17 protein-coding genes and 1 pseudogene are annotated in these 22,986 nt (G+C 52.0%); 4 read left to right on the top strand and 14 right to left on the bottom strand.

Features of this window, described 5'->3' with window-relative positions; all coding sequences use genetic code 11:
* Position 1: 1 nt before the first annotated feature.
* The 4 genes from KJS69_RS21795 to KJS69_RS21780 all read right to left on the bottom strand — a co-directional run bounded on the left by KJS69_RS21795 (position 2) and on the right by KJS69_RS21780 (position 3,972).
* Entirely contained in the window at positions 2 to 1,060 is a 1,059-nt protein-coding gene (locus KJS69_RS21795) for an ABC transporter ATP-binding protein (protein ID WP_213585901.1), read from the bottom strand.
* Positions 1,061 to 1,065: 5 nt separating this feature from the next.
* The gene (cysW, locus tag KJS69_RS21790) at positions 1,066 to 1,917 is read right to left on the bottom strand and encodes a sulfate ABC transporter permease subunit CysW (RefSeq protein WP_213586017.1); all 852 of its coding nucleotides are present in this window, start codon (positions 1,915 to 1,917) and stop codon (positions 1,066 to 1,068) included.
* Between the two features lie 77 nt (positions 1,918 to 1,994).
* Positions 1,995 to 2,780 (bottom strand): sulfate ABC transporter permease subunit CysT, encoded by a 786-nt coding sequence (gene cysT, locus KJS69_RS21785; RefSeq protein ID WP_249730661.1) that lies wholly within the window; start codon positions 2,778 to 2,780, stop codon positions 1,995 to 1,997.
* 157 nt (positions 2,781 to 2,937) lie between these two features.
* The gene (locus KJS69_RS21780; protein ID WP_213586016.1) at positions 2,938 to 3,972 is read right to left on the bottom strand and encodes a sulfate ABC transporter substrate-binding protein; all 1,035 of its coding nucleotides are present in this window, start codon (positions 3,970 to 3,972) and stop codon (positions 2,938 to 2,940) included.
* Between the two features lie 605 nt (positions 3,973 to 4,577).
* Here KJS69_RS21780 and KJS69_RS30310 point away from each other — a divergent pair.
* Positions 4,578 to 4,700 (top strand): putative holin-like toxin, encoded by a 123-nt coding sequence (locus KJS69_RS30310; RefSeq protein ID WP_374706694.1) that lies wholly within the window; start codon positions 4,578 to 4,580, stop codon positions 4,698 to 4,700.
* Positions 4,701 to 5,174: 474 nt separating this feature from the next.
* Positions 5,175 to 6,068 (top strand): DMT family transporter, encoded by an 894-nt coding sequence (locus KJS69_RS21775; RefSeq protein ID WP_213585899.1) that lies wholly within the window; start codon positions 5,175 to 5,177, stop codon positions 6,066 to 6,068.
* Between the two features lie 196 nt (positions 6,069 to 6,264).
* Here the strand turns inward: KJS69_RS21775 and KJS69_RS21770 are convergent.
* From KJS69_RS21770 to infC, 3 genes and pseudogenes are all read right to left on the bottom strand, one after another.
* A pseudogene (locus KJS69_RS21770) lies at positions 6,265 to 7,356 on the bottom strand (DUF3900 domain-containing protein); the annotation flags it as partial.
* Positions 7,357 to 7,371: 15 nt separating this feature from the next.
* Complete coding sequence (locus tag KJS69_RS21765; protein ID WP_213585897.1) at positions 7,372 to 8,457, bottom strand: lactonase family protein; 1,086 nt, start codon at positions 8,455 to 8,457, stop codon at positions 7,372 to 7,374.
* A 341-nt stretch (positions 8,458 to 8,798) separates the two neighbouring features.
* A complete protein-coding gene (gene infC, locus KJS69_RS21760; protein WP_213585896.1) occupies positions 8,799 to 9,272 on the bottom strand; it encodes a translation initiation factor IF-3 in 474 nt (157 codons plus the stop codon).
* Positions 9,273 to 9,335: 63 nt separating this feature from the next.
* Between infC and KJS69_RS21755 the strand changes: the two genes are divergently transcribed.
* Together KJS69_RS21755 and KJS69_RS21750 are read left to right on the top strand one after the other, a co-directional pair.
* Positions 9,336 to 9,650 (top strand): hypothetical protein, encoded by a 315-nt coding sequence (locus KJS69_RS21755; protein WP_213585895.1) that lies wholly within the window; start codon positions 9,336 to 9,338, stop codon positions 9,648 to 9,650.
* 110 nt (positions 9,651 to 9,760) lie between these two features.
* Positions 9,761 to 10,246, top strand: a complete 486-nt coding sequence (locus tag KJS69_RS21750) for an NUDIX domain-containing protein (protein WP_213585894.1) — start codon at positions 9,761 to 9,763, stop codon at positions 10,244 to 10,246.
* 498 nt (positions 10,247 to 10,744) lie between these two features.
* On the opposite strand, the gene KJS69_RS21745 is transcribed toward KJS69_RS21750, so the two are convergent.
* The 7 genes from KJS69_RS21745 to KJS69_RS21715 form a co-directional block, all read right to left on the bottom strand.
* Entirely contained in the window at positions 10,745 to 12,412 is a 1,668-nt protein-coding gene (locus KJS69_RS21745) for a ribulokinase (RefSeq protein WP_213585893.1), read from the bottom strand.
* Between the two features lie 12 nt (positions 12,413 to 12,424).
* Positions 12,425 to 14,215 carry an L-fucose isomerase gene (locus tag KJS69_RS21740; protein WP_213585892.1) on the bottom strand — a complete coding sequence of 597 codons (1,791 nt, stop codon included), beginning with the start codon at positions 14,213 to 14,215 and terminating at the stop codon, positions 12,425 to 12,427.
* A gap of 189 nt (positions 14,216 to 14,404) precedes the next feature.
* Positions 14,405 to 15,406: a LacI family DNA-binding transcriptional regulator gene (locus tag KJS69_RS21735; protein WP_213585891.1), complete on the bottom strand. Its 1,002-nt coding sequence runs from the start codon at positions 15,404 to 15,406 to the stop codon at positions 14,405 to 14,407.
* A 512-nt stretch (positions 15,407 to 15,918) separates the two neighbouring features.
* Entirely contained in the window at positions 15,919 to 17,073 is a 1,155-nt protein-coding gene (locus tag KJS69_RS21730; RefSeq protein WP_213585890.1) for a glycoside hydrolase family 88 protein, read from the bottom strand.
* A gap of 94 nt (positions 17,074 to 17,167) precedes the next feature.
* Positions 17,168 to 20,503, bottom strand: coding sequence for a chondroitinase family polysaccharide lyase (locus KJS69_RS21725; protein ID WP_213585889.1), 3,336 nt, complete (start codon positions 20,501 to 20,503; stop codon positions 17,168 to 17,170).
* A 134-nt stretch (positions 20,504 to 20,637) separates the two neighbouring features.
* The gene (locus KJS69_RS21720; protein WP_213585888.1) at positions 20,638 to 22,053 is read right to left on the bottom strand and encodes a sulfatase family protein; all 1,416 of its coding nucleotides are present in this window, start codon (positions 22,051 to 22,053) and stop codon (positions 20,638 to 20,640) included.
* Between the two features lie 48 nt (positions 22,054 to 22,101).
* A complete protein-coding gene (locus tag KJS69_RS21715) occupies positions 22,102 to 22,980 on the bottom strand; it encodes a carbohydrate ABC transporter permease (RefSeq protein ID WP_249730654.1) in 879 nt (292 codons plus the stop codon).
* Positions 22,981 to 22,986 lie beyond the last annotated feature (6 nt).

Here is a 22,986-nt window from a genome sequence, read left to right as displayed (position 1 = left end):
TCTAAATATGCACAGGCATCGGATCGTACCTGTGCTCATTCTCGATGGTCTGCATCCGATTATCCGCGAACAGATATAAACGGTGAATCAGCACAAGCACCTCATCCCCCGGATGGAGCGGAGGGGATTCCAACGACCGGTAAGCGAACAAGGCCTGGCTTCCGACCTCCGCTTCCACAAGCCAACTGCTGCCGCGAAAATAGACCTGTTTGACGACGCCCTTCTCAGCGGCTGAAGGGGTCGCCAACTCCCGCCCGCGGCCGACATCGATAAATTCGGGGCGAACAATCGCCTGGGCCTCCTCAGGCACACCGGCAAAGCCTTTCAACTCCGACGGCCGATGAACCACATTGGATTCTCCTATGAAATGGGCGACGAATGCGCTGGCTGGACGGTTATAAATCTCGATCGGCGTCCCGACCTGCTCCAATCTTCCCTGATGGACGATAATGATTTCGTCCGCCACCTCCACCGCTTCGTCCTGATCATGAGTGACGAAGATCGTCGTCACTCCGACCCGGCTTATCATCTCCTTCAGCCACGAACGCAGCTCCTTGCGCACCTTGGCGTCGATTGCGGCAAACGGCTCATCCAGCAGCAGCAACTGGGGCTTGGGCGCCAATGCCCGGGCAAAAGCGACCCGCTGCCGCTGGCCCCCGGACAATTGGTGGGGATACCGGCGCTCCATTCCTTGCAATCCGGTCAGCGCCACCAATTCCAGCACCCGTTCCCGAATGTCCGATTTTTTTACCTTCTGAATATGGAGGCCGAAAGCAATGTTCTCGAACACCGTCATATGTTTAAAAAGCGCATAATTTTGAAAAACAAAGCCAATTCCCCGCTTTTGCGGGGGCACCTCATTAACCCGCTGTCCAGCAAAGCGGATTTCCCCGGAATCAGGGATTTCCAGACCGGCCAGCAACCGTAAAATGGTCGTTTTTCCTCCTCCGCTCGGTCCCAAGAGCCCTATCAGATTACCTTGGCCAATCCGGAAGCTCACATCTTTGCAAGCCTCAAAATGGCCGTAATGCTTTCTCAACCCGCTAACTTCAATCTGCATGGATGCTATCCTCCTTTATCGCGACCGTGCTTCCATTCCACCCAGCTTTTCACAGCCAGAGTGACCAGTGCCAACAGCAGCAGCAAGGATGCGGCCGCAAATGAGGCTGAAAATTGATACTCGTTATACAAAATCTCCACATGCAGCGGAAGCGTATTGGTTTCTCCGCGAATATGACCTGACACGACCGATACCGCGCCAAATTCCCCCATCGCTCGGGCGTTGCACAGAATGATTCCGTACAGCAATCCCCACTTGATATTGGGCAAGGTGACCCGCCAAAAAATTTGCCACCCCTTGGCCCCCATCGTCATCGCTGCCTCTTCCTCCTGCGTTCCTTGAGCTTGCATGAGGGGAATCAACTCCCTCGCCACAAACGGAAAAGTGACGAACAACGTGGCGAGGACAATTCCCGGCAAAGCATAAATAATCTGTACATTATGCTCCTCCAGATAAGGTCCAAAGATTCCCCTCGAGCCGAACAACAGAACGAAAATCAGTCCGGAGATAACCGGAGAGATGGCAAACGGCAAGTCAATCAAGGTGATTAACCCATTCTTGCCCCGGAATGAATATTTCGTGATGGCCCAGGCCGCGGCAACCCCAAACAGCGTGTTGAGCGGTACGGCGATAACAGCGGTAAGCAGCGTCAAACGAACGGCAGAGAGCGCATCCGGCTCCGTTACTGCAGCTAAGTAAGCTTCGACCCCTTTTTTAAATGCTTGAGCAAATACCGATATCAAGGGCAGCACAAGTACGACTCCAAGAAAAATAAGAGCGAGAATAATTAGCAGCCATTTGACGCCATGGCTTTCGGTCAAGTGCCTCAGCTGCCCTGGTTGTTGTGAGGCGGGCATTCGTGGCGAAGCGGTCGCCGCCCCGTAATTCCCCATAAGTCCTTCCCCCCTTTGCCGTCTAACATGATGCTTAAGTATTAAACACGAACCATTCGTCGGCTGAGTCGCCATTGCATGAAATTGATGAACAGCAGCAGCAGGAAGGAGACGATCAGCATGACCAGGGCGACCGCGGTCGCCCCCGCGTAATCATATTGCTCCAGCTTGGTCATGATCAGAAGCGGAGCGATTTCCGTCTTCATCGGCATATTCCCGGAAATGAAGACGACTGAGCCATACTCTCCGATCCCCCGTGCAAATGCGAGCGCAAAGCCCGTAAGCAGGGCCGGGGCAAGCTGCGGCAGCAGTACATTCCAGAACGTTCTAAAGCGATACGCGCCCAAAGAAACCGCCGCTTCCTCCACTTCTTTCTCCATCTCTTCAAGCACAGGCTGAACCGTCCGGACGACAAACGGCAACCCGATAAATACGAGCGCTATCGTAATTCCAAGCGGGGTAAACGCCACCTGGATGCCCAATGGCTTGAGCAGGCTGCCGCCCCAACCGTTTTCTGCATAAATAGCGGTTAGCGAAATCCCCGCAACAGCGGTCGGGAGGGCGAAGGGCAAATCCACCAGACCGTCAATAAACCTTTTGCCGGGAAAAGAATACCTCACTAGAACCCAGGCGACCAACAGTCCGAATACCGCGTTGACCAGCGCGGCCAGAAAGGCCGTCACGAATGTGACCTGGAAAGAAGCCAGCACGCGGGGCGCGAGCACAATTTCCCAAAATCGCTCCCAACTGAGCGCAAAGGTTTTTAAGAATACGGCGGACAACGGCAGCAGCACGACCATGCCTAAATAAAACAAGGTAAAGCCCATCGATAAGCCGAATCCCGGCAGACGATTTGGTTTTCTGATTCTTCTCACCTGGCGTCACTCCAATATGCTATGAGACTGGGACTCGATGACCCGTAAGCCTCCATCTTATAAAATCACTTACAGAACATCCCCGGTCTCATAAGATCGAAAAAACTTTTTAAGGATTATAAAGCTGATCAAAGGTACCGTTATCCGCAAAATGAACCTTCTGCGCGTTCTGCCAGCCGCCAAAATGCTCATCCACCGTTAACAGCTCCAATTGAGGAAATTGACTCTCGTATTGCTTGGCAACCGCCTCCGACCGCGGGCGATAATAATGCTCCGCCGCAAGCTTCTGTCCCTCCTCGGAGTACAAATATTTCAAATAGGCTTCGGCTGCTTCCCTCGTCCCTTTTTGATCCGCCACTTTGTCTACAACAGCTACGGGCGGTTCGGCCAATATGCTGATGGAAGGGACGACCAATTCAAATTTATCCTTGCCGAGCTCATTGATCGCCAGGAAAGCTTCATTCTCCCAAGCAATCAGAACATCGCCGATTTCCCTCTCGACAAACGTGGTGGTAGCACCGCGGGCGCCGGAATCCAGGACGGGAACGTTCTTGAAGAGGGCGGTAACGTATTCCTTGACCTTAGCCTCATCTCCGTCATATTTTTTCAGAGCATACCCCCAGGCTGCCAGATAGTTCCATCTTGCTCCTCCTGATGTCTTCGGGTTGGGGGTTATGACGGAAACTCCCGGCTGAATCAGGTCATCCCAATCGTTAATATTTTTCGGATTCCCGCTTCGGACCAAAAAAACGATGGTGGACGTGTAAGGCGAGCTGTTATCCTCCAAGCGCTGCTGCCAGCCCTCGTTAATTAAGCCGGACGCTTGGATTTCATCAATGTCATAGGCTAGCGCAAGAGTAACGACATCCGCTTTGAGGCCGTCGATAACAGAACGCCCCTGCTTGCCGGAGCCTCCGTGGGATTGCCGGATGGTCACCGTCTGCCCGGTCTCCTTCTCCCAATGCTCCTTGAAGGCTTGATTGAACTGGTCGTACAGCTCTCGCGTCGGGTCATAGGATACGTTAAGCAGCTCAATTGGTGCTTTAGCTCCCGTTCCAGAGCCGCTATTGACTGCATGCTCTCCCGACAGCTTCTGCTGTTCGCCGGAGCAAGCGGCAAGAGTCCACAAAGCGATAATGCTCATGATTAACAAAAATGTAGTATGTTTTCTCAAGCTGGGTTCTCCCCTCTCCCCGTTATTTTTTCTCTCTGGTTTCTCTAGTTTTGTAAAATGGAACGAAAAAAAGAGACACCCCCCTTGTAACAAGTGTGGTTGTGCCTCCGGTGATCCGGTCGACTGCACTGGATAACGATCCAATCGATTATTCCCATGAGCTTACTTGGTTTTATGTTTGCATGTTACCATTGCCTCAAAAATATGTCAACCCATTTTTTGGGATGTGTTATTGTGCTGTGATAATGTCATCCCATAACTGTTCTGAGATAATGTCACTATGGGACAGGAGAAGATTACACGGAGCAGGGCAGAACTGAAGAAGATCTATGTGGTGGAGAAGTTAGTGAGACGCTTCACAGGCGACGTATTTGTCTGGCATCAGGAGGTTTGGAAGTGAGACGGCCCATTTAGTTTCATTGCGCTCTGAAAGTTCTACAAACAAGCGTCTGAACCAACAGAATTCAACATATAATTTAACATAATGTTAATGTCCACAATTGGCCAACCGTACGATTAATCATTTCCAAGTGCCCATAAATCTGGTATAATTAACCATATAGACTGATTTTAAAGTGCGGAGGCTAAATCCCCTAAGAAAGGGGGTGAAGCCCGTGGAAATCTACCAAGCGTTTACACTAATGATCAGCTTCGCTACATTAGTCGTTCTGATCCTTGGGTTCCACAAAAAGAAATAGACCGCCCTTATGTGCTGAGGGTGACGGTCTATTCCTTGTCCTTCAATAAGCAACCGCACTTAAATTGCGATGTGCCTGTTGACCGTAGGTGTGCCACCACCTGACGGTCACATTTTTTATTGTATGTCGATTAATTTCATTTTAACACATAGGACAAGCAATGCAAATATGGAAGGTTATTGAAAGCTTTATCCCCGCGTGTTTTTTGCGTATTCTTCATCTTTTCTCCACATTTGCCCCGGAACATTATCCTTCAATTCATCGCTTCCCGATATTTTTGCCGATATACGGACGCTCCCTCGAAAAATCTGCCTTGCCGAACAATGGTTCGAAAAGATCGTTTACAGATATCTACTTATGATTGATAATATATGAATGGCACTTAATGAAGGCTGTCCCTTCCATTCCGAAGAAAGTGCCTCCAAAGCTTCGATCCATCTGAACGATGACCTCAACCAAAGGAGTCCTGTCAACATGTCACAGCTTTCCCGCATTCAAACTATCGGTTTGGTTAGCGTTCTTGTCCTCATCTGGGGAATTTCCTGGCCTATTTATAAAATCTCTCTGAACTACACACCGCCCGTATTATTTGCCGGCATGCGAACGTTTCTGGGAGGGCTGGGATTGGCGCTGTTCGCTTTGCCTCGCTGGAAAAACATCCGATTCCAGCAGAATATTAAAATATACTTAATCTCATCGCTTTTTAATGTTTTTCTTTTTTTTGGACTGCAGACCATCGGGCTGACCTATATGCCCGGAGGCTTGTTTTCGGCCCTCGTCTATTTTCAGCCGGTCCTCGTTGGCTTAATGGCCTGGTTCTGGTTGGGCGAATCGATGTCGGTGCCGAAATCGATCGGGCTGCTGCTTGGTTTTGCCGGAGTCGCCGTCATCAGCGTAGATGGTTTGGGCGGGGGCTTGTCCACTATCGGCGTTATTCTCGCTCTGCTTACAGCAGTGAGTTGGGCGATCGGTTCTGTTTTTTTGAAGAAAAAAGCAGGAAACACCGATCCTCTGTGGCTGGTCGCCATTCAGAGCATGATCGGCGGTCTCCTGCTGACCGGGGTCGGCTCGACTATGGAATCCTGGACGGAGATTGTGTGGAACGTTCCTTATTTCTCCGGGTTATTATTCGGGGCCGTGCTGGGAGTCTCGACGGCATGGGTCATTTATTTTGTCCTGGTCCGTTCCGGCGAAACCAGCAAGGTGGCGGCCAGCACTTTTCTTGTGCCGTTAATTTCCGTTATGGCCAGCACGCTATTCTTGCGCGAGCCCTTCCACGCCTTGCTTCTGCTTGGGCTCGTTATGATTATGCTCAGCATTTACCTGGTTAATCGGCCAGTTGCCCATGTCGTCAAGCCTGACCGCTAAGTCGGCGGCGAGATGTTCAGTCCCGCTCAAGAGGATCGCCGCCTCGGCTCAGTGTTACAGATTCCGGCCCTTCGCCGGAATGCCTCTCCTGTTCTGAGTACCCAGAAGCTTCGCCGGACTGTTCTTCTTGACTGATCCATTCGGAGGTTTCTGTGGAGGTGACTTCTCCTGACGAATCGGAAGTCCACTCTGCCGTTTCAGCCGATGGTCCTTCCGTAGACACGGAGGGCCGGGTGCCGATTCTTTGAACGACATCGGCAAGCTCCTGCGGCTTCAGCAGCTCGATTGGCGATACTCCTTTATCGAATTGAAACGTTTCTCCTTCAATCAGCACGACATACCGGTCTCCGAGGCGAGCCAGATGCAGCTTGCTTCCGTAGTCGGCCAGATGGCCTTTAACGGTAACGCTATCCAGCTTGAATTTCAGCTCCAGTTCCTGATTATGCTGCACCAGCTGATAGGTCGCCTCCATCACCTGCTCATGCTCCCACTTTTCCTGCAGCCGCTCCCGCTTGTCGCTGGCCGCCCACACCTCCAGCTTTTCTTCCTCCTCCTGCCTTTCCTCGCAGGCCTGCTCCTCCCATTTTTGCTCCATATACTGCTGCACCATATGAACCACTTGCTCGTTAACGATTTCGGGCATTGGCTTCTCATACGACACATACTTCAGGAAGTCTTCAAAATACCGTGCATGAGACGCCTGATGAATCTTCAGCTCCTGCTCTTCGAGCATTCCGTCTTCCGGCATGAAGGGATATTGAATCGACTTGATATTGCGGGCGCTGATCGCCATTTCTACCTGAGTGACTAGGCTGATCTCCGAAATCCGAGCAATCTTCGGCTCAAAGTCACATTTCATCACAAAAACAAAGGGCTCATCGAAAAAAGACGGCAGCTTGGCGCTAGCTACAATTACCGCGCCTCCCCGAACGGCACTGGTATCCATGTACATTCGCACCATATCATCAGCAAGGCCCCGGAATTCTTCCAGGCTGCCCGCCTGACGAAGGCTTTGGAACAGATTAAAGTTCGGATTACTGGTCAACTCGTGTCCCGGCTCTACAATAAATCGGCCGATTTTGGTTGGCGCCTGATCGGAGCTGGGGTTTCTTTCTACTTTTCGCTTACTTATCCGGGCGAACTCCCCATCGAGAAATTGCTTAAGCTCGCTTGACTCATATTGATCGGCGTCCATTGTCTGATAGTGCTTGAAGCGTTTATTAGTCGAGGAATCTTCTTCCTCGGTTATGATAACGAAGAAAGATAAGTATTGTACAGAAAATTCCATGGGGTCTCCTTAGGGCTATACCGAAAAATAAGCCATCTGCACACAAACCGGCTTGGAAACGGAGAAGGAATTACCGGTATACGTCAGCTTGCCAGTATCTTGATTCACCCGGAATACCGTCAAATTATCCGTATCCCGATTAGCCGCGATCAAGAAATCTCCGTCCGGTGTAAGTGCAAAGTGACGGGGATGCTTCCCTTCCGTCGATACATGTTCGACAAGGGTCAGTTTTCCGGAGCTTTTGTCAATGGAATAGACAACGATACTGTCGTGTCCCCGGTTGGACCCGTATAAGAAATTTCCGTCTCGGGACACTGTAATTTCTGCACAAGAATTATCGCCATTGTAATCTACAGGAAGCGTCGTAACCGTTTCGAACGGCAGTAATCGACCGCTATCCGCTTCGTAGCGCAAAGAGGTGATCGTCGAATCCAGCTCATTAATGACAAAAGCATATTTGCCATCTGGATGGAAAGCCAGATGGCGCGGTCCCGCGCCGGGATGAATGACCGTCTCCCCGCATTGCTTCAAGGTTCCATGGGCAGCATCAATGCTGTAGGCAACTATGCGATCCAGGCCTAAATCAGAAATATATACATACTTGTAATCTGGACTGAAAAAGGCCGAGTGCGGGTGGGGCTGCTCCTGGCGCTCGGGATGAACGCTATTTCCTTCGTGCTGCTTCACGTCGAGCAGCTTGCCGATCGTTCCGTCTTCGTTAAGAGACACCAAGCCAACCTGTCCTCCGTGATAACTGGATACGATCAGATAACGATCATCTGCGTCTCTCTGAATATGGCAGGTCGGAGAATCGACCGTCACGGCCTGATTCAGCTTGGAAATGGTCCCTTGTTGCGGATCAATGCTGAACGAAACCGCGCCTCCCGAACGTCCGGCCTCCGTTTCTGTTTCTTCAATAGAATATAGCTTTAAACGGGCGGCATCGAGATTTAAGAAGGTTGGATTTTTAAGACCTGATACTTGATCTAGCAAAGCAAGCTCTCCGGAAGCGCCGTCAAAGGAATAAACATACACCCCGCTATCTGAAGCTTCCGCATAAGAGCCGATAAAAACAAGCATACGAACCGAATGGGTTGTCATTGTACAACTCCTCCTCTTCCTGTTTAACAATTAAGGCTTGGGCAGCCCTATAGAAAAGCTTCCTTCCACTGCCCACAATATGCAATAAATGCCCACTTTAAATGTACACTTTTCGTGCTGGGAAGACAAATTCGAGAAGTTATATGTACGATTACATGATTAGCCGCATGGCTGAATTTCTACTGTGAACCTTGCATCTGTCCTTCAAAAATATTGGATTAAATTTACTATTTTTTATGACACTAGATTAGTGAACGAAACATTCACTGACCTAATTATGGCTTACTGATCGTAAGTCTCTTCAGCAAGCCATAATTACCTTTCCATTCTATGTCATCACACTAAACCGGGTCCACCTGCACAGCCGCCTGTTTGCCGCTAAGCTGAATTCCTGTCTTTCGGCGTCCCACGGAGCTTAAATCCTTCGTCAATTCCTCCAGCAGCTCTTTTGCCTGCAGGCCTTCCTTGCCTTGAATACGAACGACCAGCCATACCGAGTGGCCGGCTTTTAACAATCTCTCGGCTTGTTGCTTTTTGGTCTCATAGTCATGCTGCTCGATCTTCGGCGTCAAACGAATTTCCTTCAGCTTGAGTCTTTGCTCCCGTTTGCGGGCCTGCTGCGCTTCCTGCCTCGCGGCCGCCGCACCGATCAATTGACAATGGGGTGGACTACTCATTAGCGACTTGCATACTAAATCGACTTTCAGCTTTTTAGCGATGGCCAGAGCTTCAGATGTAGCAATAATGCCCAAATCTTCGCCGCTGATTCCAGTCAGTTGAACCTCGGAGGCTTTGATTTTTTCATTTTTGATCATTGTGAATCCACCTGTACTTTCGCTATAATGAACCCATATTACCGCCTGGAAGGGGATTTTTCAATGGGCCGCAAAGAGATGGAAGAACAAATCATAGAGAACTATCAGCGCGACGAACAAATGATGATTCTCGTATTCGCTCAATGGTGCGTGAATCACGATCTGGATCCGGTAGAGTTATACTTGCGGGCCTATCCCGATCAGTCCTCCAATCCTGCCCTTCAGCAAGCGATCGAATTGACCGTTCCCAAGGAAGAAGCCGGGGATATTCCGGATGATACACTGCTCGGCGTTTTGTCCATGTTCGGCAACGAAGATTTGGCCTTCGTGGTCACGGAGGAAATCAAACGAACCCGCCAGACAAAACAGCGTAAATAATTAAATATAGCAAGACTGACAAATTCAGTCGCGAGAATAAAGGAAATGTCATACTGAATTCAGTCAAGTGATTCCAAACATACTGAAATCTATTCTATGGAGGAGTAAGTATGGAGAAAATCAGACTTAGAGCCGCCGCATTAATTATTGAAGGGCAATCCATCCTGCTCGTAGAGTACAGGAATGAGGAGGATGACGGAGTCCATTACAATCTTCCGGCGGGAGGAGCAGAGCCCGGGGAAACATTAGTAGAAGCCGTTATTAGGGAAGCCAGAGAAGAAGCTGCCGTCGAAATCGAAGTAGGCCCGGTTGCCTTCGTCTATGAATATCAGCCGGTCAAAAACAACTACATCTATGGGGATGTTCATTCCGTCGGCATTACCTTCGTCTGCCGGCTTAAGGACGGATCTGTTCCCCGTCTCCCCGACCGTCCCGATCCTACCCAGACAGGTGTTAAATGGGTGCCGTTATCGGAATTGAGCTCGGTTCAGCTATACCCGGAAATTGCGGATGACATTCTTAATTATTGCAACGGACATAGCTATCGCAATTACGTCGAGGAGCATCAAATACAGTTGGAGAAATACCGGAAGTGATTGATATCTAGCTCTAGTCTCGGATACAAAAAAGAAGGCTGGAGCCAATTGCCCAGAATCGGCCTCACTGCTTCAGCCTTATAAATCCGTTCTTGGGAGTCTGTCCTTGCACTGACCAAATACAAGCAATAGTGCATGTCTTTTTGCGAGAATCCGACAAATCCCGGCGAAGACGAGCCAAACTGCAGGTCAATCACCGGAAAAACCCGAAAATCAGCCAAATGATTAAATTGACCTGCACATTTGCATGTCTTTGGCTGATTGTAATGCCCACCCGATAAAGACCTGCGGAATTGCTGGTTCTTGCCGCTTTTTAACGATGTGTTAGGCTTTTCTAGGCTCTTTAGGCTTTTCTATGGCACTTAGAGACAAGTTTTAACCGGCAAACATAGCCCCTATCAAAATATCCGATAGCCGTCGTAACGTCGGACAAACTCCTGGGCCCGGTACGATCCATCATCGTAACGTCGGACAACCACTGGGCCCCGATACGATCCGCTATCCTTCCTCCGCCGCCCGCGAAAGGGTCTTCAAATCTTTCATAATGCCCATCGCTTCCTTGCCGAAATGATCATGAAGCTTTAAATAGATTTCATACAGCTTGTCGTAAACCGGTCGATGCTCCGCTATCGGCGTGTATACCTCCGTCTTGCCGGCAGCCATATTCCGAATGGCGTCCTCCATCGTATCGTAGCCGCCTTCTGCAGCGCTGGCCGCTACCGCACCGCACATCGCCGCTCCTAACGCTCCGGTTTCGTTGGACAAAGGCACTTGAATGGTGCGGCCGGTGACATCCGCATAGATTTGCATAAGCAGCCGGTTCCGCATGGGCAGCCCGCCGGCTGCATACAATTCGTTTACCTCAATCCCGTTCTCCTCGAACGTATCGATAATTTTACGAGTGCCGAAGGCAGTCGCCTCCAGCAGTGCCCTGTAAATCTCCGCGGGACGGGTAGACAAGGTATATCCGACCAGCATCCCTGTCAACTCGGCATCCATCAAGACCGAGCGATTTCCGTTCCACCAATCCAGCGCCACAAGGCCGGTTTCCCCCGGCCGATAAGAACCGGCCTCCCGTTCAAGCCGTTCATGAACGGATTCCGGCTCCTCGCCGTCTATCGAGCCGGATAATGGAGGAACGCCGTTCTGAACGAACCAGCCGAATAAGTCTCCCACGGCCGCCTGACCGGCCTCATAGCCGTAATAGCCCGGGATGATGCCGTCCTTCACTACACCAGCCACTCCCTGAACGAACTGCTCCTCGGGAGACATAAGCATATGGCACGTTGACGTCCCCATCACCATGACCATGACACCGGGTTCATATACTCCAGAGCCGGGCACGGCGGCGTGAGCGTCAACCATTCCCGCAGCTACGGCGGTGCCGGGCCGAAGCCCGATTTGACGGGCGATCTCGGGACTTAAGCCCCCGGCTTTATGGTCTACCGCAACAACATCGCCTCTCAGCTTCGTTTCGGCGACCCGTTCCAGCTTGGGATGAAGCTCCCGTAAATAATCGGCAGGGGGAAAACCGTCATGCCACATGCCTTTATAACCGGCGCCGGCCCTGTTGCGCACCCAATGGCCGGTTAATTGATAAACGACCCAGTCAGCCGCTTCAACGAACCGGTCCGTACGATCGTAAAGATCCGGGGCATCGTTCAGCAACTGCAAAATTTTCGGCAGCATCCATTCGGATGATATTTTACCCCCATACCGTTGCAGAAACGGCTCTCCCCGCAGCGCAGCAAGCTCCGTTATTCGGACCGCTTCCGCCTCAGCGGCATGGTGCTTCCAAAGCTTCACCCAACTGTGCGGTTGCCTGCTAAGCTCCTCCTTGAAGCATAGAGGCACTCCGGATTCATCGACCGGCAGCACCGTGCTGGATGTAAAATCAATGCCTATACCGATCACATCATCGGAGTTGACCCCCGATGCTTGCAGCACAGCGGGAATCCCTTCTTTAAGAACCAGCAGGTAGTCGCCCGGATGCTGGAGCGCCCAATCCCGTTTCAGCTTGACACCGGTATCGGGCAGGACCGACGTAATGACACCGTGCGGATATCGGACGATATGAACCGCAGCTTCCTTTCCGCGGCTTACATCTGCCAGCAGCACCCTCCCCGACTCCGTTCCATAGTCGATTCCTATAACATACTTGCTCATGGCCGTCCCTCCTTACTTGTAGAGCGGCCCGAAAGCCGCACAAGCACGATAATCCGCCCCGACTGGCTCCGCTTCTCCGAAGGCAGACCACGCGCTAGGCCTGAAAATCCTTTCCTCCGGCACATTATGCATCGATACCGGAATCCGGAGCATGGACGCCAGCGTAATCAGTTGGCCCCCGATATGCCCGTAGCTCAAAGCACAGTGGTTAGAGCCCCAATTATACATGACGGAGTACACATCTTTAAACGCGCCCTTCCCGGTAAGGTTGGGAACAAACCAGGTGGTCGGCCAGGTCGGGTTGGTCCGCTCGACCAACACGGAGTGAATGTCATCCGGTACTTCCGCCGAATACCCTTCTGCCAGCTGCAGAACGGGCCCGAGGCCCTTCACCAGATTAAGACGCGCCATCGTTACGGGCATGTTCCCTGCCGTCACGAACTGCGAGGAAAACCCGCCCCCCCGGAAAAAATCGACGGCCGGGCACCATTCCGTCGCATCCAGACATGCCCGCATCTCTTCCTCCGTTATTTCCCAGAACGGCTTCATGACCGGACGGCCATCGACCTGCTGGCAACCCGTGCCGTCAAGAGTTGCGGCTCCCGAATTGCTCAAATGAATCATTCCGCCGACCGTCAGCCCTTCAAGCTCCTTTCCGGTCACCCGCCGGACCGCTTCCGGACTCCAGTAAGTTCTCACATCGGCGAATATTTGCGCCCGATCTGTAAGCAGATGTCCGAACAGCATCGTGACAGCATTGAGGGAATCGTTTTCAGTAGCAAACATATAAGGCTGCCGGATCCCGTCCCAATCGAAGGAACTGGTCAGAATCGCTTCCATGAAATCCCCGTTAGGGAAATAATCGGTCCAGGCGCGTTGCCCCTGGAAGCCCCCCGCAATCGCGTTATGTCCAAGCGCTTCCTCGCCATAACCGAGGGACGCCAGCTTGGGATTGCCGGCCATCAAATCTTTGGCGATCAGAGCCATTTTGACGACAAACTGCCAATCCTCATCCTTCTGGGCACGGGTTCTTTGCAGAGAAGCCGGGTTGACATCCCTGCCTTCCTTGCAGTGCCTTTTTACCCAATTCAATGCCCGCTCATATTCCTCCGGATCGAAAATATTCATCTGGACACGGCGGATGAATTCGCTCATATCGACATATTCGTTTCTCATGCCTAAATAATTCTGGAAGAAGTCCTCGTTAACGATACATCCGGCAATTCCCATCGATACCGTTCCTATGGATAAATACGATTTTCCCCGCATTTCCGCCACCGCAAGGCCGGATTTGACGAACTGCAGCAGCTTCTCCTGAACATCTTCCGTAATCGTCGTATCATCGATATCCTGAACATCTTTACCATAGATCGTGAAGACCGGCAGCCCTTTCTGATTATGCGCAGCGCTTACAGCAGCCAGGTAGACCGCCCCCGGGCGTTCGGTGCTGTTGAAGCCCCATACCGCTTTCGGCATCAACGGGTCCTGATCCATCGTTTCGGTAGGGTAACACCAAGAAGGGGTGACCGTGATCGTCAGCCCGACACCGTTGCGGGCGAATTTCTCGGCCGCTTGAGCAGCTTCCGCCGCTCCTCCAATACACGTATCGGCTATAACGCATTCCACAGGCAGCCCGCCTGCATGCTTCAGCTTGTGCGTGATCAAAGCGGCCACCGACCGGGCCATCTCCATCGTTACATCTTCCAACGATTCCCGGATTCCGCCCCGGCGCCCATCGACAACCGGACGGATTCCCACCTTGGGCATCTGCCCATTCAATCGATTCTTAATGGATATGCTCATCGATATCCTCCTCTTGTTGGGTTTGTATTCATATTTTTAGAAAAAAATTATGGTTCTCTTAGCAGCAGCATTTCTGTAAAAATCACCTCCTTTCACTCGTTCAATTTCATAAAGACATAGATCCTGCATTAGGTAATCGTTTACCTAAACAGCCTGCCATTCCTCCGATTTTTTTACCGCTTTGGAGCGTTATCTGCTCTGCGCACCGGTCATAATCGGCTTAAAGGTTTCCTTATAGGGCCCGCTTCCCCGTTCCAACAGCCGTTCGCACAAAATACGGCCGGCGGCTCTGCCCATTTCATAAGGGGATTGCCGGATCGAAATCATATCGGGCCACAGCAGCTCAGCAGCCTCTACTTGGCCATAACAAGCGAGGATAAAATCGTTCTGCAGCCGGCAGCCTCTCTGAACCAATTCCAGCATCATGCCGTAGGCCATCGTATTGTTGAAGCATAACAAAGCGGAAGGCCGGTGATCCAATTGCAAAAAATACTGCGTTGCCTTCTCCCCGCTTTCCCGGGTGAAAGAGCCAAAGAACTGCAGTTCCTCCTCAACCGGGGAATGATATTGCCGCATCGCTTGAAGATATCCGGCATAGCGGTCAGCTCCCGTGCTTACGTTGGTAGGACCGTGAACAACCCCGATACGCTCATGTCCTTGCAGGATGAGGGACTCGGTAAGCATATAAGCGCCGCGGATATTGTCCTCCTGGATCAGGTCCATTGAATCGTCCTCTTCCTCCAGCCTTCGATCGATGAGGATCACAGGGGTGCCGGTAGCTTGGATGCTCCGAATCAGCTCCTCATTGGCGCCCGAGGTGGCCAGAACGAGTGCGTCCACCCGTTTTTTGTACAAAACCTGCAGCAGCTCGCGTTCCTTATCCGGTGATTCGTCTCCACTGCCAAAAATCAGGTTATAGCCCTTGGAATGCACCACATCCTCTATTCCTTTGGATATTTTCATAAAGTACGGATTGGATATGTCGGGAATGATGATTCCGATAGTGTTGGTTTGTTCGATCTTCAAGCTCCTTGCAACCGCATTAGGCTGATAATTCAACTTCTCGACAGCGGTATAAACCTTTTGCTTGACCTCTTCCGTCGCGTATCCCTTATGGTTAAGAACCCGAGATACAGTGGCTATGGAGACTCCGCTTTCCTTGGCTACGTCTTTAATGGTTATCCTGGTCACTTGCCTTCATCCGTCTCCTGTTTAGTAATCGTTTACATAACGCATAAACAAAAAACCCGTCCAATATCCGGTTTTCTTGAGTAATCAAAACAAACTTCGCTTTGCGTAAAAATGTTACCTTTTATATGAAAATAATATACATACCGATTTTTGACAAGACTTTTCTTTTCCCATTTGTCCGATGTAAGGATTTGGTCGAACTTATTTATAGGGAACTATTCTTGGAGGCAGATTAGGGACTGATAAGGATTGGGAAGTTGCAAAGCAGACCGACAGGTCCCGGTCATCAAGTTTTTTCTGAGACAAGGGGATATTAGTCCAAAGCGATGACAATGGGATACAGATGTGAACAAAACCTCTCTCCCATTACACGGGAAAACGGTCCGATCTGCCTCTTTTTAGAAACAAATCGAACCGTTCGCAAACTCCCGGCGTCCTGCCTCTTGCGGGGCATTTTCATAATTTTTGCAGCGTAGACCCTTTCCTTTAACGAGCGGTACTTACGATTTTATTCATTCATACCAGTACCCGGTCAGCCCTTTTTCCAATCTCATAAGGGCTTCGAGGTAATAGTAGTCTCCCCAAATCATAAAGTCATCGAGTCCTCTTCCTCCACGAACGTGATAGGACCCGTGCTGAAGCAGACCTTCAGCTTCAGGCATTTTCATAGTGGAATAGTTATTAACCAGCGATTCCATGGACCGCTGAACCGCCTTCTCGAATCGGCTCCGATCAGGATCACCCGCTTCCATATGAGTAAGAAGCTCGAGCATGCCGGCCGCGGCAATCGCCGAAGCCGAGCTGTCCCGCGAGGTTTCTTCCACTACAGGCACATCAAAGTCCCAATATACGACATCATCCTCGGGAAAATGATCGATAAAATAGGCAGTCATTCGCTTGGCTGTTTCCAAATATAGCGGATTTAGAGTATATCGATAAGACAGGGCGAATCCATAAATTCCCCATGCCTGCCCGCGAGTCCAAGTGGAGCCGTCATGATAGCCTTGATGCGTTCCTCCTCTGATCGGAGTTCCATCTTCGGGATTGAAGTAGAAGGTATGATAAGAGGAGTCGTCCCCCCGGACTAGATAACGCCGGCTTTTGTCAGCCTGAATCATGGCGGCGTTCCGGTACTTGGCGTTGCCGGTTTGCTCGTAGGCCCAGTACAGCAGAGGAAGGTTCAACAAGCAGTCGATGATGATTCTTCCCCCGTTCTCGGGGTCTCCCTGCGCCCCCCAAGCCTGAATATACTGCCCTTGCGGACGCCAGCGCTGCATCAGCTTATCCGCGGCACGCAGTGCGAGCTGACGAGCTTCTTCATTCTTGTCCACGATCCAGCCCGCTTTAGCCGATAAAGAGTACAAAAAACCGATGTCATGATGATCCAGATACACGTCCTTATCCAACCGTTCGCTAAAATTCTGCACCTGGGCAAGCGCCGCCTCCCGGAAAAATTCATCTCCCGTATACTGATAACATAGCCAAACCATGCCGGTATAAAAGCCATCTATCCAATCGTTGTTCTCTTCCCATTGGTAACGGCTCTCCCCAAGCTTGGAGGGCTTCCAGTCCGCTTGTTTTTCGATAATATGAGGGAACTTCAGCCCATGCTTCTCGATATTTCGTCTCGTTTTCAATACTGCGTCTTCAATAGCTTGCTTCCACATTGGCCTGGCCACTCCTATCCTATTTTATATTTAACACTGTCAGGTTTGCAGGCTTCGCCATACCGGATGCCCCGGACGCGCGATTCCGGCTAGGTCAGCTCTTGGGCAGCAGGGCAAGCTCCAACGGCTCCGCATCTTTACAGTCAAGCTCCAGAACCGTCCGGCCGCCTTCGGAGGACAGTATCCGGATCCGGCTGTCCGCGGAAGCCAGCTCCCATTCTCCTTCTATCGTCAGCTTCATAGGACGCATAATACTTTCGGAGTGGCGCCAGGTGCGGGAATAGACGCTCACTTCTTTTTGCACGCCGTTCTCATCGTATTGATCTTCCTCGATCCCTTCATACAGGCGCAGATCGGGATCGACCACGCTCAGAACGAGCCGATCTTCCTCCTGGCGGGTCATGACCATCGACGGAGTATCCACGGCGCGGATCAGCCCCTGATTCACATCCTCGCTGGCTTCAAACAAGGCGTAGCCGGTGATACCCGTGGCCCGGTCATAGACGATGTGCGCCATCCGGTCCTGCTGCAGCACACGATATGGAGCCTGATCCGGATCAGCCATCGTTTCCGCAAAGCCCGCCATTCGATCCGCATCCGTATTCACAAGAACAGCATATTCATACTTCCCGTTCTTAGGCGCTTTACCGTGATCGATCCACGCCGTCGCAAACGTCCCGGATGTGTCCGAATCATCCTTCTGATGCTTCGACTGCTGCTCCGAGCGCGTTATCGCAATCGTTTGTCCGGCAGGCACATAATAGCCGTTTGCTTTATTGTCAACCAGCCAACTGTCTTCGCTAAGCTCCAGACGATCCTGGAACGGAAATTCGCTGATCGCTCCTTTGGCCGACATCCAGACAGGATCCGTTGTTTGCGGCATATGATTCTGGAATAATGTCGTCTCCGTCGGATATTCGCTGTTATTGTTCTCGATATCTGAACCGAGAGCGACGATGCGGTCATCAAAGAAAAAGTAGGATTTACGAGCCCGATGAGAGCCGTCATATTTCGGATGCTCGTGAAGCTTCATTGCGAACATTCCATTCCTGCCTTCCAGACTGAGGCCTCCCGAATACGTCTCATCCGACAGCAGCATTTCTTCGAATCCGCTGAAGCGGTCTACATTGCGGACATCCGAACGCAGCTTGTCGAACGGCAGATGAATCGTCGTCGTTCCCGGCCAACGGTTCCAATCCCAGCCTTCCTGGACATATCCGCTGTCTTGATGATTAACCGGAGCGCCTTGCCCCATAATCTGCAGCTGGCCATAGGAAATGTAACGTCCATACAGGTTGGCGTCCAAATAAGTCTCGTTGCCCCATAAATATCGGCTGTATCCTTTAACTCCAGCCAGCCACTGGTCACGGCGGTGCAAGCCAAGGCTCGCATAATTCATCGTCCAGTGTCCGTTCGGATCCGGCTCGGCTTCAATTCCCAGCGCCCGGAACTGACGGACGGTCGCGTCTTCTTTATCTGACAGCCGCAGGAACGCAGCCGCCATTTCGCGGTCAACGGATTCCGTGCCATCCGGGGACCCTGCCAGAGCCATATAGCGGAACGGAGGCAGCACCAAGGCGCCTTTTCCATCCGGATGACGGCCTGCGATGCTGATCAGCCATTGTGTCTTATTGGAATACAAGCGCATGGACAGCAGCGCTTTTTTCAACGTTTCGTGGGCATCCTCGGCTACCCGGAACGGCGTACCGGACAACACGTACATGACGGGGGTTACCCCGTTAAAGGCATCTTTAGCGTATGCCGGGTAATGATTGTCATGGTGAAAGGCGGAGCCATCCTTCTTAAATGCAGGATCCAATCCATTGGCCGGACGAAGTCCTTGCGACAGCCAGGACGAGAAGCTCTGAAGATCCCGCACCTTATCTGTCGTATCCTTCTGCACGAGGATACTGGCCAGCATGCCGTTCAGCGTCGTATTCAAAATATCGATGTTCCCCTCCACTTGGTCGGAAGGCATGTACATTTTACCCGCTCCGCTCAGCCAGAACAGCGTTTGCTGGGTCTGCCCGAGCAAACCGGCCTCCTCCAGAACGTCACGCATCAGGAACGCTGAAGAATAGTAACCGCGTACGTTGTAGCCTAGATGATGCATCGTCCCTTGGCCGCTCCCGTAATTCCAGCCCTGATCGGCCAAATGCTCCGCCAGATCGATATACATCTGCTTTAATTCTTCCCGCCATGCAGAATCTTCTGTGGAAAGGTACGTATTGGCGACCAACAGCATGAAATCGGTAAAAGCTCTCAGATCGACTGTGTTATTCAGCTCTTTGAAAGAATCCTTCAGTTCTTTGGGTACCTGGTCAAAATGGGGCATGAACAGCGAGCCCCCTCGAATCGTCCCCTCCTCGCGCACGATTCCGAACGCCGCATACTTGCTGCGAATGTCGCCCAAGAGAGCATCCGTCACTTTTTGCCGCTTAAAGACCAGTTCCGTAAACTTATCCTCGATCGCCCTAAAGGCGGCCAAATCCCCATCCGTTACTTCAGCGGGAGATTCTGGCGGAGTCTGCCGGGAATAATGCAGCAGCCCCAGCCAATGGGCATTGGCGGCCTCCATTACTCCCGGATTAACAAACGGCACCTGCATATCTGGTGTATGATGACGCGGATCCAGCGGAGTGGACAGCATCATCGAATCAAAATACAGCGTACCCGAACCGGAGTCGGGAGCAGTGACCGTCATTCGGTTCATCGCTTTATGCGGAGTTCCTTCCATATCCCGCTCAAACGATACCCATGCCGTCCTCCAGCCGCTGAAATCCAGCTTCATCTCAAACCAGCTGTCCGCCTTATTGCCTCTTCCGAACTGAAAGGTGATCACATCATCCTTCGGTTCTTCGTTATAGACCCAGACGACGAACGTCCGAATCGACTGATCGCGATCGTTCTCAACGAACGGCTCGAAACCGATCTTCGCCTTCGCCAGCAGCCTGGAACCGGCTACATAATCCCAGCGGAGCGATTGCTCTCCGTCTTTGGCATGACGGCCGCTGACCTCGAGCTTGCCCCCGCCTTCCGCCGTAAAGCCTTTGGGGACGCCGTCTTCGAATGTATAGAGCGGAATTCCCAGCGCCGCTGCTTGCTGTTCCAAGTCCTTGGCCAGACTGGCCGTACTAGCCAGACTGGCCGCTGATGCAGTCCCTCCAAGGCTCATCGCTGCCAACGGCTGCCCTGATGCGGCCAATGTCGCAGCCGGCCAAGCCGCTGGGATGATCATAGCGGCCGCAAGCGGAAGCGCAATGAATCGTCTCCAGCGGTCTCGGTTGTTCTTTAACGCCAGTAGATTCATTAAACGCTGCATACCTTCCGGTTCAATTCCGGTCTGAGACCCGTTTCGCTGCTGATTTCGTTCCTGAGATAGCTTTTCCTGCCCTTCTGAATGGTTCTGTGGACGGTTCGATCGTGACATTATCAATCATTCCCCTCTCTTAATCCGGTATGTAATCGCTACCAAAAATGATTTATAGGAACGCCCTTTACAGGGCGGATTCCACAGAAAGTGGCTATTCATTATTCAATTGAACTCTTCAGCTTATACAGCGGCTAGTCGGCCAAATCAAAAGGATCGTTCGTCCGCCGCAAGTACGCTCGCAGCTCTTCCTCAAGACGCGCGGCGACCGACGAATCGGCGGCGCCTGCCAAGCGGGTCGGGTGAAGCTGGTACGGATCGGCCTCGTTGTCGTACAAGAGCCGTACAGTCGTACCGTCCGGCGAATATCCTCGATCGACCACATAGGTGTATCGATCCGTCCGCACTGCGCGCCAGCCGAACCGCTTGTTGTCGAGGCCGGCCTGGGCGAACTGCTCGAGCGCCTCGCGCCGGCCCGGAATCGCCGCGAGGAAAGCGGACTCCGGCCCCTCCATCGTTTCGCCTAGCAGTGCCGGGGCCACGTCCGTCCCCTCGACCGTGTCCGGAATCGGGAGGCCGGCCAGGCCAAGCAGCGTCGGCATAATGTCCGGGCTGTTGAACAGGACGTCGGTCGTCCCTGGAGCGACTTTCCCCGGCCAGCGAATGACGCACGGGATGCCGATCGATTCCTCGTGCCAGGAATGCTTCGCCATCAAGCCGTGAGCTCCCAGCAGCTCGCCATGGTCGGACGACAGCACGACGATCGTATCCCGCTCCAGCCCGAGCTCCTCCAACGCGGCCAGCAGCCGTCCGAACTGCTCGTCAATCCCGGTCACTGCCGCAAAATAATCGCGCATATATTGCTCCAGATTGTCGCGTCCGCCAGCGAAAGGCTCGCCGGTATGAGCCTGCAGCGTATCGCACTGTACGTTGGGACGGAAAGGAACCTCCCGGTCCCGATAGAGCTCCTTGTATTTGTCAGGCAGCAGCTCAAACGGACTGTGCGGCGGATTCCACGACACAAATAAAGCAAAAGGACGATCCCTGTCCAGCCCGCGCATATAATCTATCGCAACATCGGTCTCGTGCTCGGGAGACCATTGTGACACTTGAATCATCTCCGGGGTATCCCGCCAGTAATGAGGCTCCAGATGGTGATCGTACGCGCCGTAAGAATACCAGAAGTCGAAGCCGTGCCGCTTCGGTCCCGGCGGAGTATAGGCGTCCCAATCGCGAGCGCCCGATTCCGGCTCCTCCGTCACATTTTGCTCCGGCAGGTCAAGATGCCATTTGCCGATGTAGCCGGTCTGGTAACCAGCCTCCTTCAACACATCTCCGATGCCGATCTCCTCCGGCCGAAGCATGAATTCCGCTCCCAGCTTGCAATTGGTATAGACGCCGGTGGACAGCGGATATTTACCTGTCATAAGCGCCGCGCGATGCGGCGAGCAAAGCGGAGTGCTGGACAGAGCGTTGCGTAGAACCAGACTCTGTTGAGCGAACCGGTCGATATGAGGCGTCATCACCGGATCCTCTCCCGCAAAGCCGACCGCCTGCCGCCGCCATTGATCTGCAAATACGTACAATAGGTTAGGACCTTTTGCAGCCATCCCATCACATCCTTTTTTCCAATAAGAAATCCGTTGCCTGAATTTCGCCTACCCTTTGACCGCCCCGGCCGAAATGCCTTCGATAAAATGATCCTGGGCGAGGAAATAGACAATGATCATCGGAACGATAGCCGACACAGCGGCAGCCATCAACGGGCCATATTCGGTGCTGTACTCGGTTTGGAAATGCTGCATCCCTAGCTGCAGTGTAAACAGACTATCCGAGTTCAAATAAATGAGCGGCCCTAGAAAATCGTTCCACGAATGCATAAAAGTGAAAATAATCAGGCTGGCGATAGCCGGGCGAGTCAGCGGCAGAATGATCCGAAAATAAATTCCGAATTCGTTAAGCCCATCGATTCGCGCCGCCTCCGACAGCTCTTCGGGAATTGTAATGAAGAACTGGCGGAACAGGAAGACCCCGAATGGATTAAAGGCTCCCAGCAAAATCAGCGCCCAATGGCTGTTGACCAAGCCGATCTCCTTCATCAACAGAAACTGGGGAATCATCATCACCTGATACGGAATCATCATCGTGGCGAGATAGAGCAGGAACAGCTTGTCGCGCTCCGGAAACCGCACTTTGGCAAAGGCATAAGCCGCCATCGAGCAGGTGAACACCTGCAGCAGTGTCGTAATCCCTGCAATTTTCAGCGTATTGAGATAGTAGGTAAGAAACGGCACCTTCGTCCATACGTCAGCGTAATTGCTCCAATAAAATTTGCTCGGAATCCACTGGATGGGAAAACCGAATATTTCCGCCTCAGACTTTAGAGACGCCGAAATCATCCAGATTAGCGGAACGACCATGGAAAGAGTGACCAGGATCAGAAAAACATATAACAAGCCTTTACGAATCCGCGGCATTGCTCTACCGCTTCTGCGAGAAGAACCATATCCCGGCGACGTTGCCATAACTGAATTCATAGTTTA

Source organism: Paenibacillus sp. J2TS4 (assembly GCF_018403245.1).
In the GTDB taxonomy this organism is placed as follows: domain Bacteria; phylum Bacillota; class Bacilli; order Paenibacillales; family NBRC-103111; genus Paenibacillus_L.
The sequence above is the reverse complement of the archived record's forward strand: the minus strand, read 5'-3'. Positions and strand labels throughout refer to the sequence as shown.

Excerpts from the sequence above, each read along its gene's own strand:
- KJS69_RS21795 (WP_213585901.1), bottom strand. The coding sequence starts at position 1,060 with ATGCAGATTGAAGTTAGCGGGTTGAGAAAGCATTACGGCCATTTTGAG.
- cysW (WP_213586017.1), bottom strand. The coding sequence starts at position 1,917 with ATGCCCGCCTCACAACAACCAGGGCAGCTGAGGCACTTGACCGAAAGC.
- cysT (WP_249730661.1), bottom strand. The coding sequence starts at position 2,780 with ATGGGCTTTACCTTGTTTTATTTAGGCATGGTCGTGCTGCTGCCGTTG.
- KJS69_RS21780 (WP_213586016.1), bottom strand. The coding sequence starts at position 3,972 with ATGAGCATTATCGCTTTGTGGACTCTTGCCGCTTGCTCCGGCGAACAG.
- KJS69_RS21775 (WP_213585899.1), top strand. The coding sequence starts at position 5,175 with ATGTCACAGCTTTCCCGCATTCAAACTATCGGTTTGGTTAGCGTTCTT.
- KJS69_RS21765 (WP_213585897.1), bottom strand. The coding sequence starts at position 8,457 with ATGACAACCCATTCGGTTCGTATGCTTGTTTTTATCGGCTCTTATGCG.
- infC (WP_213585896.1), bottom strand. The coding sequence starts at position 9,272 with ATGATCAAAAATGAAAAAATCAAAGCCTCCGAGGTTCAACTGACTGGA.
- KJS69_RS21755 (WP_213585895.1), top strand. The coding sequence starts at position 9,336 with ATGGGCCGCAAAGAGATGGAAGAACAAATCATAGAGAACTATCAGCGC.
- KJS69_RS21750 (WP_213585894.1), top strand. The coding sequence starts at position 9,761 with ATGGAGAAAATCAGACTTAGAGCCGCCGCATTAATTATTGAAGGGCAA.
- KJS69_RS21745 (WP_213585893.1), bottom strand. The coding sequence starts at position 12,412 with ATGAGCAAGTATGTTATAGGAATCGACTATGGAACGGAGTCGGGGAGG.
- KJS69_RS21740 (WP_213585892.1), bottom strand. The coding sequence starts at position 14,215 with ATGAGCATATCCATTAAGAATCGATTGAATGGGCAGATGCCCAAGGTG.
- KJS69_RS21730 (WP_213585890.1), bottom strand. The coding sequence starts at position 17,073 with ATGTGGAAGCAAGCTATTGAAGACGCAGTATTGAAAACGAGACGAAAT.
- KJS69_RS21725 (WP_213585889.1), bottom strand. The coding sequence starts at position 20,503 with ATGTCACGATCGAACCGTCCACAGAACCATTCAGAAGGGCAGGAAAAG.
- KJS69_RS21720 (WP_213585888.1), bottom strand. The coding sequence starts at position 22,053 with ATGGCTGCAAAAGGTCCTAACCTATTGTACGTATTTGCAGATCAATGG.
- KJS69_RS21715 (WP_249730654.1), bottom strand. The coding sequence starts at position 22,980 with ATGAATTCAGTTATGGCAACGTCGCCGGGATATGGTTCTTCTCGCAGA.